This is a genomic window from Streptomyces sp. 796.1 (assembly GCF_047525675.1).
Classification (GTDB): Bacteria; Actinomycetota; Actinomycetes; order Streptomycetales; family Streptomycetaceae; genus Streptomyces.
The window spans coordinates 44872-55353 of the sequence record NZ_JBLIWA010000041.1 but is presented as its reverse complement, the minus strand read 5'-3'; the positions used below and the strand labels follow the sequence as shown (position 1 = coordinate 55353).

The window sequence follows — 10482 nt, the reverse complement described above, 5'->3', positions numbered from 1 at the left end:
CCCCCCCCCCCCCCCCCCCCCCCCCCCCCGGCCCGGTAGCCGGCCAGGTTGGACCGCTTGGAGAGCGAGTGGACGGCGAGCAGGCCGTCGAAGGAACCGCCGCACACGTCCGCGTGCAGCACCGAGACCGGGTCGGCCTCCCAACCGAGCTCCAGGTAGCACTCGTCGCTGACCAGCAGCACCCCGTGCTCCCTGGCCCAGGCGACGGCGCGGCGCAGCTCGTCGGCCGACATCACCCGGCCGGTCGGGTTGGACGGCGAGTTGAGCCACAGCAGCTTCAGACCGGTCGGGTCGAACGCGGCCAGCTTCGCCTCGTCGGCGAAGACGTCCTCGTCGTACGCGACCGGCGTCGCCCGCGCGAGCCGCGCCCCCACCTCGTACGTCGGGTAGGCGAGCCGCGGGAAGGCGACCACGTCACCGGGGCCGAGCCCGAGCTGTGTCGGCAGCGCGGCCACCAGTTCCTTGGAGCCGACCACGGGCAGCACCTGCGCGTGCGTGACCGCGCCGGCGCCGAGCCGCCGTCCCACCCAGCCCGAGATGGCGTCCCGCAGCGCGACCGTGCCCCAGACGGTGGGGTACCCGGGGCTGTTCGCGGCGTCCGTCAGCGCGCGTTGGACCGCGGCGGGGACGGGGTCGACCGGGGTGCCGACGGAGAGGTCCACGATGCCGTCGGGGTGTCCGTTCGCGGTGGCCTTGTACGGCTCCAGCCGATCCCAGGGAAAGACGGGAAGGCGGTCGGTGACGGGGGACACGGGTGCCTCTTTCCTACGGTCCTGTGGTGCGAGTGGTGCGGGTGGTGCGGGTGGTGCTGCGGTGCGTGCCGTGGCTGCGGTGCGCGGTGGATGACCTGCCCGGCGGGGCGCCGCGCGGCCCGTCGCGTTCCACCTGCCCTGCCGGCTGCGGGGCCCTGTCGCACGCGCCGGCCCCGGCGCGGTGGCGTTGCCGAGGTCGCCGGTCCGGTCGGGGCCTGGGCGTACGGAGAATCAGCGTACGGAGACCCGGCGCGCAGAGCCCCGGGGTGCGGGGACCCGCCGTAAAAACATCTCGGCCCCGCGCGGCGCCGTCACTCACGCCCAGGGGGCGGGGAGGGCCGTGCGGGACCGAGACCGCGCTCACCGCGCGGAGCCTAGCGGAGTGGGACGAGGCAACGTGGTCACTCGCCGCAATCGGAGACTACTCGTCGTGGCTCTGCGGCGGGAGCGCTGCGATGAAGGGGTGGTCCCGCTCGATGAGGCCGAGCTTCGATGCGCCGCCGGGCGAGCCGAGCTCGTCGAAGAACTCGACGTTCGCCTTGTAGTAGTCCTTCCACTCCTCGGGAGTGTCATCCTCGTAGAAGATGGCCTCGACCGGGCAGACCGGCTCACACGCACCGCAGTCGACGCATTCGTCAGGATGGATGTACAAGGACCGCGAGCCCTCGTAAATGCAGTCGACGGGGCATTCCTCGATGCAGGCCTTGTCCTTCAGGTCAACACAAGGCTCCGCGATGACGTAGGTCACGCTGTCGTTCCTCCTCGGTAGGGCTGGCGGGACCGGTCGGTGGACCCGCCGCGTGGCGCGCGGGAGCGCGGCGTCGTCGATGCCCACACCTAGTATCTCCGTTCCGGGGCAGGAGACGAACATGAGGGGCGGACAGAGCTGTGGAGTTCACCACTGGCGGACGACTTGAGGTCCGGATTTCCCCGGTTGACGTGGGAAAACGCGTCTCGGTTCGGCGTCTGAACGATCCAGGGGGCGGCCCCCAGAAGTTCACGGACACGGTAGGGGTACTCGCATCCTGGTCAGGGGGTGTGGTGCGGATCACGCGCAAAAACGGCGAGGTGGTCCACATTCCGGAAGCCACGCTCGTCGCCGGCAAGGTCATTCCGCCCTCCCCCGGCGCCCGCGCCGGCCGCCCCCCGGTCCGCCGGCGCATACCCGCCACCGACGTGCAGGAGCTGGAGCGCGTCGCCGCCCGGGCCTGGCCACCGGCCGAGCGGGCCCTGCTCGCCCCCGCCGGCGCCGTGGACACCGGCCCCGGCTGCGGCGTCGGCTGGGAGTTGCGGGCGGCCGGCGGCTTCACCCGGCGCGCCAATTCCGTCCTGCCGCTCGGCGATCCCGGGCTGCCGCTCGACGAGGCCCTGCACCGGGTGCGGGCATGGTACGCCGAACGCGGCCTCCCCGCTTACCTCCAGGTGAGCACCGGGGCCCCGGGCGCCCCGCGGGAGTTGAGCGGCGAGCTGGCCGACCGCGGTTGGACCCGGGAGGGCAGCGCGCACGTGTGGATCGCCGCCCTCGCGCCGCTCGCCGACCGCGAGCCGTGGCCGGACGGTGGCCGACCGGCCGGCCCCGCGGGCGGGCCGCGGCTGCGGATGGAGCTCTCCCGCACGGTCAGCGACGCCTGGCTCTCCTGCTACCAGCGCTTCGGGCGCCCCGCCCCGGAGGTGCGCGCGGTGCTCACCGGCGGCCCGTCGGTACGGTTCGCCACGGTGTGGGCCGAGCCGGGCGGAGGGGCGGCTTCCGGGGCGGGCGCGGGCGGGCAGGACGGATCGGGGGCGGCGCCAGGGGGCGCGACCGGCACGGGCACGCCGACGGCGGCGCCCGGCGAGCCTGCGGCCGTGGCGCCCGGCGGGGCCGGTGCGGCGCCCGGCGGGGCCGGTGCGGCGCCCGGGGCCGAGGCCGTGGCGATCGGCCGGTGCGTGGTGGACGGTCGCTGGGCCGGCTTCACGGCGGTCGAGGTGGCTCCGGCGTACCGGCGCCTGGGCCTGGCGACCGCGGTGATGACGGCCCTCGCACAGGCTGCGCTGGCCGAGGGCGCCTCGGCCGCCTACCTTCAAGTCGAGGCCGAGAACCCGCAGGCCCACGCGCTCTACACGGGCCTCGGCTTCACCCCCCACCACGCCTACCACCACTGGCGCGCGCCGCAGGACGACAGCCGCTGAACGGCCATACGACGGGTACGAGGCAGCCATGGACGACAGCACGGACCGACGGAAGCTCTTCGCCGACGCGGCGCGCGCCGAACGCCCCGACCTCGCCCTGCTGTGCCTGCTGGTGGGCGCGGAGGCCGATGCGGAGTTCACCGAGGACGACCTCGACGCGGCACAGATCGAACTCGACCGGCTCGCCGGACTGCTGCCCTTCGCCCCCGGCGACGGGGCCGCCTGGGCCGACGCAGCCGCCGAACTGCTGGGCGGCGCCGAGGGCTTCCACGGCACGCCGGCCGACTACCGGCGCCTGGACTCCTCGCTGTTGCACCAGGTGCTGCGGCGCCGCCGCGGGCTGCCGATCCTGCTGTCGGTGGTCTGGATCGAGGTGGCCCGACGGGCGGGCGCGCCGGTGTACGGGGTGGCGCTGCCGGGCCACTTCGTCGTCGGGTTCGGCGACCCCGCCGGGCGGCACGTCCTGGTCGACCCCTTCCACGGCGGCCGGCCGCTGACCGAGGAGGAGGCCGCGGTCCTGGTGGCGGGCACCACCGGGGCGCCGCTCTCGCCCGCCCTGCTCGCGCCCGCCGACCCGCTGGACATCGTGCTGCGGGTGCTGAACAACATCCGCGCCTGGGCCGCCGCCCGCCCCGAGCGCACCGACGTCCAGCTCTGGGCGGTCGAACTCTCCCTGCTGCTGCCCAGCCATCCGGCGAGGCTGCGCTACGAACGGGCCCAACTCCTCGTCCAGCGCGGCGACTTCAGGGGCGGGGCGGCCGAGCTTGAGGAGTACGCGAGGGTCATCGCGGCCATGGAGCCGAGCTCGGCCGAAACGGTACGCCGCGAGGCCCGCGCGGCCCGCGCCCTGCTCAACTAGGCGGTCCGACGGCCGAAGGCGGGCCCGCCCCGCCCCGGGGCCGCGCGCGTTCGGGACCATACGAACCCGCGCCCCGTGCCGCAGCCGAGGCCACCGTACGAGCGAGCCCGTCTCGCCCTTCGTACGAGAAGGCCCGCCCCATCCCCCGTACGAGAAAACACGTTTCATCCCCCGTACGAGGGAGAAGGCGCGCCCCGCAGCCGTACGCGCCGCCACGACACCAGCGGCGACACCGGCCCCGACGGCGCCGCCCCCTACCGCCACCACGGGCCACACCCCACGGCCACCGGCGACCAAGCGCCGACGCCCCGCTCACCAGGATGGTGGCGGGGCGTCAGGCGGGCGGACGGGTACGGCCCGTGGGCGGGGCGGGGTCAGCCGCCCAGGGTGGCGTTGGGGATCTCCACGTCCCGCTCGGCCTGGGTCTTGCCGACCAGGGCGCGGCCCATCGCGACGGCCACGTCGGTCGGGGTGACGCCGGTCTTGGAGCCGTTGCCGCGCTCCACCAGGACGCCGTCGAAGACGCCGCCGTAGAGCTGCTTTATGGCGTCCAGGTCGTAGTGCTCGACCAGCTTGCCGTCGGTGACCCGCATGGAGAGGATCTGCGGCAGCGAGCGGTCCGGGCCGAAGTTGATGAACTTGCCGCCGGCCCGGACGGTGATCAGCCCTGACATCGCGGGCTTGGCGAAGGTCTCCATCTTGCGGTCGACCTCGGCGTTGCTGATGACGGGCTGCTTGGTCGCGCTCGGCAAGGTCACCGTCCGGTTCGTGCCGCTCTCGGCCCGGTCGCGGTACGCCTGGGCGACCGCGTCGACCGACTTGTCGGCGTCCAGCGACTTGCCGGCCTTGCCGTAGGAGGGCACCGCCTCACCCGGCTTGAAGGTGATGTTGCCCTCGCGCGCCGTGCCCGAGCCGTCGCCCGCGAGCCGCCCGAGGGCGTCCCGCAGCTTCTCCTCGTCCACCTTGACCTTGGCATCGGCCTCCCGGGAGCCGCCGAACAGCGAGCCGATCACGGTCACCGGGTTGTAGTCCCGGCCCGCGGTCTCCCGCACGGTGGCCTCGGTGTCGATCGACAGGCCGGCGACGGTCGGCTTGAGCTCCAACTCTTCACCGTCGACGGAGAGCTTGATCGGGGCGGTGGTGCGGTCGCCGAGCCTGGTGTTCAGCTTCTTGACCGCCTCCTCCTTCGACGTGCCGCCGATGTCGATGCCGAGCACGGTGGTGCCGTTGGGCACGTCCGCGTGGCCGAGCACCAGGCCCGCCCCGTACGCGACGCACACCACGCCGACCACGCCCACGGCCGCCATGACGAGCTTGGAACGGCCCTTCTTCTTCGGCTTGGCACCGCTGGGCTTGGGCGCGGGCGCCGGGGCGGGGGCCGGCGCGGGGGCGGCGGGCGCCTGGCCCGCGCCACCGGTCGGCGGCTTGGCTCCGGCGTTGCCCGGGGCCGCGGGCACGCCGCTGACCACGGTGTTCCCCGAGGGCGGCGGGCCGCTGGGGCGCTTGCCGGCGGCGAGCGCGTCCAGCGCGGCCTTGGCGGCGCGCTCGCTGTCGGTCGGTTCGGGCTCGCCGGGCGCCCGGTTCTCGCCACCGCGGGTGGTCGCGCCGAGCCCGCCGGTGCCACCGGCCGCCGGCCCGGGCGGCGCCCCGGCACCGGCCTGCGCCCCGCCCTTGCCCTTGGCCTTCTTCTTACGGGGCTGCTGCGGGGTCAGCCGGGTGGTGTCGCCACCGGCGCCCACCGCGGGGGAACCCGCCGGGCCGCCCGCACCCGCCGAGCCGGCCGGCCCGGCGAACGGGTCGCCCGGACCGTCGAAGCCCGGGGCGCCGGGCGCCGCGAACGCGTCCCGGGCACCCGCGGGACCGGCCGCGCCGGCCGAACGGTTCGCACCAGCAGCACCGCCCTGTCCCGCGGAACCAGCGGAACCGCCCGGGCCGCCGAAGGGGTCGCCCGCGCCGCCGGGGCCCTGCCCGAAGGGCGCGCCCGGGCCGCCGCCCGGCCCGTCGAAGGGTGCTCCGCCGGCCGCCAGGCCCGGCGGCGGGGTCGCTCCCGGCGGGAAACTCGGCGGCGGTACGGGCATGTCGCCGCTGGTGGGACCGCCGGTGGGGCCGGCGGGGCCGCCGGCAGGACCTGCGGGGCCGGCCTGGCCCGCGCCGCCGGCCCAGGGGCTGGCGAAGCCGTCGGCCGGCGTGTCGGTGCGCTGCGCCTGGTCCTCGTACGGGAATCCGCCGGGCGCCGGCGGGCCGGGCGGCGGGTAGCCCGCGCCGGGCCCTTCCGGCCCGCCGCCGGGGCCCTGCCCGGGGTCAGGACCGGGGAAGCCGCCCAGCGGATCGGTCAGCGGGTCGGGCAGTGGATCAGTCAGCGGATCGGGCAACGGGTCGGTCAGCGGATCGGGCTGGCCGCCGCCGGGCGCCCCGCCGTACGGGCCGTCGGCGTAGTCCGAGTAGTACGGCTGGCCGCCGCCGGCGCCCGCGACCCCGCCGGGGCCGCCGAAGCTGTCGTGCTCGCCGTAGCCGGGCGCGCCCTGGTAGCCGCCCTGGCCCGGGTGGTCCAGCGGTCCCGGCCGCTCCGAGCGGGCCACGTAACCGTCGTCCGCGGGACCGTCACCGGGCAGGCCGTCCGCACCGAAGGCGGGGAACGGCTGGGTGGTCTCCTGGGTGGTCTCGGGCGAGGGGCCGGGGGCGGGGGCGGCCGGCTGCTGCGCCGCCGGGGCCGCCGGGCCCTTCGTCTTCCTGGGCGCGAACCAGTCGCTGGTCCGCTCGCCCGACTTGCGCTCCGGCTCGCCCTTGCCCGCGGCGTCACCGCCGCCGACCGCACCGGAACCGGCACCGGACGCGGTGCCTCCGGTGGGCGCCTGGCCCGCAGCCTGCGGCCGGCCCTGGCCAGCGCCGGCGGCGCCGCCCGGCCGCGAACCGTCCTGGCCGCCGCCCTTCGCACTGCTCGAACGCTGCCCGCCGCGACCCGCCCCGTTCGGCTGAGCCGCACCGGCACCCGAGCCCGCGGCCTCCTCGTCACCCACCGGCTTGCGGACCACGACCGGCGGGATCGGCCGGGAGCCGGGGATGTTGATCCGGATGCGGGTGGTCAGCGTGGTCTCGGTCTTCGGCTCCTCGGGCACGGACGACGCCCGGGGACGCGCTGCGTCGGCGTTGTCGTACGGGGCCTCCTGGGTCGGGTGCGGCGACGGATACTGGCGCGATCCGTACGGCGGGGTTCCCGACGGGTAGGCGGCGTCGCCGCGACCCTGGGGCCCGGAGGACGAACTGTCAGATTCACGGCTCAAAGCAGGTTCTCCCAGTTAGCTCCGCCGCCCCCCATCTCGCACTGGGGTTCCCCATGCCGTAGGCCAGGGCAGGCTCGGCGGCGCGCACCACCATACTGGGCACGGCCGATCGACACTTGTCGGCTGCCGTTTCCCCACTCCAAGCGAGTACACGGGGCCGCGCCCGGGTCCATTGGGACGTCACTCCCAAAGAGGGACGTCACTTCTCAAGTCGGGTGGCGGGGGCCTGTGGTTGCGGAACCTTCGGGACCGTGGCGCACATCACACCGGCGAACATCCCGCCCAGCAGGAAGAGGTACGAGCCGACTCCCGACCCGAACACGAAGTCGCCCTCGGGCCTGGTCGCGGTCAGGAACAGCACCACGACCAGCCAGCCGCCGGCGGACGACCAGGCGCCGGCCCGTGCCCGGGTGGCGTACAGGCCGCCGACGCAGAGCGCGACCAGCCCGAGCAGGGCCAGCAGCAACCCGCCGGGGAACCACGCCGATTGCACCAGCGCCCCGGCGATCCCGACCAGCGCGCCGACCACGACGAGGAGCGCGTACACCGCGATCCGGGCCGGGCTGAACGGCCTGGCCAGCCAGGCGCCGCCACCGGACGGGGCGCCCGGCGCGACACTGGCGCCGGCGCCGGAACCACCTGAACCGCCCGGGCCGCGGGCGCCGGCGGCTCCGGCGCCGCTGCGCGCGGGCGTCCGGGCGACCTGTCGGCTCCGGGCGCCCTTGGCCGCGCTGGAGGGGGCCGCCGCGTTCCCGGCCTGGCCCGCGCCCTTGCCCGCACCCGGGTTCGTGCTCATGTCACCACTCCGGCGAAAAGGTCGTCCTCGCGGCCGGGCCAGGCGGCGCCGGTGGCTCCGGCCGGGCCCGGGCTGCCCTGGGCGAGGTGGTAGTACTCCGTACTGGGCAGCGGTTGCCCCAGGCCGTTGGAGAGGGCGAAGAAGTCGCCGCTCACGGTGAGCTGGGTGGCGTGCGCGCGCATCGCCGCCGTCTTGGCCGCCGCCTGGGCGGAGCCGTCTATCACCGTGGTCACCTGGTCATCTTCGACCACGCCCGGCAGTTCGGCGAGTGCAGCGACGCCGGTGAAGGGCGCGCCGGCGGAGCCGTCGGCCAGTTCGGCCGCCCGCGCCAGGCCGGGTTCGACGACCGAGCGGGGCAGGCAGTTCCAGTAGATCTTGGCGATGTCGTGCGCGTCGCCGAGGTCGCGCCGGAACCCGCGCTCGGCGGCCAGCTCCGCCGCCCGGACCGCCACCCGGTGCGCCTTGATGTGGTCGGGGTGCCCGTAGCCGCCCTGCGGGTCGTACGTGACGAGCACCTGCGGCCGGACCTCGCGGACGATCTCCACCAGCCAGGTCGCCGCCTCGTCGGTGTCGGCCTGCCAGAAGGAGCCGGGTCGCCGGTTCTGCGGCGTGCCCATCATCCCGGAGTCGCGGTACCGGCCCGGGCCGCCCAGCAGCCGGTGGTCGCTGACGCCGAGCGCCTTCATCGCCGCGCTCAGCTCGCCCGCCCGGTGGGCGCCGAGGGCGCTGAGCGGTCTGGTCTCCCCGGCGGCCGAGAACGCGATCCCCGACGGCGACGTCGGCTGACGTGACGGGTCGACCTGCGCGGCGCCGGGCGCCGGGTCGGCGACGAGGTGGGCCAGGTCGGCCGGGATGACCTCACCCTCCTCGCCGAGCGTGCAGGTGACCAGCGTGACGTGGGCGCCCGCCGCGGCGTACGCGGCCATGGTGGCACCGTTGTTGATCGACTCGTCGTCCGGATGCGCGTGCACCAGGAGCAGACGGCGGGCGGGAAGGACGGTCATGGGAACAGCCTACGAGCCCCCTTCCCGCCACGGCCGTCGGGCGGCCCCCGGAGTGCGCCGCTCCGCACGGAGCGCCCCGCCCGGACGGCGCACGAAGCCCCCTCGCGCCCGCCCCCGCCCGCAGCGCGCCGCCCAATACGCCGGCGCATGACCACTTTCCGCGCCCCTGCCCGGCGCGTCCCGGGCCACTGCCTGGAGGGAACGCGCGCCACATCGCGGTACGGCAATACGCGGAGAAAGACGGTGGCGCAGGGAAATCAGCGCGAGGGGGAGGAGGAGACGAAAGTGAGGCGAAGAACGCGGGAAGATCGACGGGCGACGCGTGCACGGACGATGCGGTAGCCACCGATCAGGACGCTCCCGGCGCCCTTTCGCCTGCTACCAAAGGCCATGGCCCAGCGCGTCAGTCGACACCGAAGAAGAAGCGCGGAGAAGAAGCGGAACGCGACGCGGGAGAAACACCAGGGGAATTCCGCAGCGCGCCAACTCCCTTACGGGGAAGCCGATCCGGAGACCAGCAGCACTGGAGGTACGGCCGATCGACCGGCCACGCGACCCACACCCGGCGGGCGGGCCACCGGTCGCCCTCCCCCGGTGCCCGCACCGCGCCCCGCCCGCTGCACCGCCGAAACGCCCCGCCCGGCGGGCCGGAACGCCCGCGCCGGCGCGTACGGGAGCGGAGCGCGTCAGCGCGTACGGAAGCCGTGGGTGTCAGGGCAGACGGAAGCGCGCGCGTACGGGGCCCGGAGGGTACGCGCGCACGACGGACCGCGGCCGGGGGGCGGCCGGTCCTGGAACCGCTCAGCGCCCGGCGAACCGCTCAGTTCCCGATCGGAACGCGGGGCCGGGGCGGGGTCAGAATTTGATGTCCCCGATGGCGTTCGCCACGTTGTTGCCGAATTTGTCGATGGTGGGCGCCATGTCCGAGCCGGCGAGATAGAAGCCCAACATCACGCAGGCCAAGACGTGGAGCACCTTGAGTCCGTCCCTCTTGACCAGCAGGAAGACGATGATCCCCAGCAGCAATACCGCCGATACTGACAGAACCACAGCGGCTCACCTCCAGAATTCCGTGTCAATGACGACCGTCCAGGACATCTGTCCGGCAATCACCCGCGTTCCCCAGCACGGGAATGAGGCCAGCGGGACATGACCACCGCTCATTCCGTCCCCCTCCCCAGCCCTGGGTCATCGAACGCCGCAACACCGTACTCAGCCCTGCCGTGCATGGCCATGCACTGCCATCCGTCGGCCAGGGCTACCCCGCTTCCCGCACATCCATCCATGGACACACCGTGCCATGCGCCACTCCAGCCCCAACTGGCACACGCCGCAGGGAAGATACCGTCTTCTCCCGCCGCGCCGGGGCTCGCCCTAAGACCTTCCAAGGCATACCCACTATGTGCAAGGGATCATAACTTTCTGTCGGTTCGCACATCGTGATGCATGGGAGCATGACAGGGGCGCATGCATGTTCGGATGTGCCACCGCCATGGTCAGCGGCCGTGCTGTCTCCCGGCCCACCGCTCGGCCCGCCGACCGGTCCCCTGCCCCGCCCGGCGACCGACCCACCGCCCGGCCCCTCCTGACCCGCCCCCACCCGGTCCGCCCCAGCCCGGCG

Annotated in this window: 8 protein-coding genes; 2 read left to right on the top strand and 6 right to left on the bottom strand. The window is 74.9% G+C overall.

Annotation, left to right across the window (positions count from 1 at the left end; genetic code table 11):
• Both dapC and fdxA read right to left on the bottom strand, forming a co-directional pair.
• On the bottom strand, window positions 1-752 hold a 752-nt coding region (gene dapC / locus ACMA1D_RS25330; RefSeq protein ID WP_414726312.1), incomplete at its 3' end, for a succinyldiaminopimelate transaminase.
• Between the two features lie 421 nt (window positions 753-1173).
• Entirely contained in the window at window positions 1174-1500 is a 327-nt protein-coding gene (gene fdxA / locus ACMA1D_RS25325; protein ID WP_176163910.1) for a ferredoxin, read from the bottom strand.
• A 140-nt stretch (window positions 1501-1640) separates the two neighbouring features.
• On the opposite strand from fdxA, the gene ACMA1D_RS25320 reads away from it, so the two are divergent.
• Both ACMA1D_RS25320 and ACMA1D_RS25315 read left to right on the top strand, forming a co-directional pair.
• Window positions 1641-2921 carry a GNAT family N-acetyltransferase gene (locus ACMA1D_RS25320; protein ID WP_414726311.1) on the top strand — a complete coding sequence of 427 codons (1281 nt, stop codon included), beginning with the start codon at window positions 1641-1643 and terminating at the stop codon, window positions 2919-2921.
• 28 nt (window positions 2922-2949) lie between these two features.
• Window positions 2950-3780: a tetratricopeptide repeat protein gene (locus ACMA1D_RS25315; protein ID WP_414726310.1), complete on the top strand. Its 831-nt coding sequence runs from the start codon at window positions 2950-2952 to the stop codon at window positions 3778-3780.
• A gap of 374 nt (window positions 3781-4154) precedes the next feature.
• On the opposite strand, the gene ACMA1D_RS25310 is transcribed toward ACMA1D_RS25315, so the two are convergent.
• The 4 genes from ACMA1D_RS25310 to ACMA1D_RS25295 form a co-directional block, all read right to left on the bottom strand.
• Window positions 4155-7061, bottom strand: a complete 2907-nt coding sequence (locus ACMA1D_RS25310; protein WP_414726309.1) for a peptidoglycan binding domain-containing protein — start codon at window positions 7059-7061, stop codon at window positions 4155-4157.
• Window positions 7062-7260: 199 nt separating this feature from the next.
• Window positions 7261-7857, bottom strand: coding sequence for a DUF6113 family protein (locus tag ACMA1D_RS25305; protein WP_414726308.1), 597 nt, complete (start codon window positions 7855-7857; stop codon window positions 7261-7263).
• Window positions 7854-8861, bottom strand: a complete 1008-nt coding sequence (gene mshB, locus ACMA1D_RS25300; RefSeq protein WP_414726307.1) for an N-acetyl-1-D-myo-inositol-2-amino-2-deoxy-alpha-D-glucopyranoside deacetylase — start codon at window positions 8859-8861, stop codon at window positions 7854-7856. Before mshB ends, ACMA1D_RS25305 begins: the two co-directional genes overlap by 4 nt.
• Window positions 8862-9716: 855 nt before the next feature.
• Complete coding sequence (locus ACMA1D_RS25295) at window positions 9717-9911, bottom strand: hypothetical protein (protein ID WP_349995263.1); 195 nt, start codon at window positions 9909-9911, stop codon at window positions 9717-9719.
• Window positions 9912-10482: the final 571 nt, after the last annotated feature.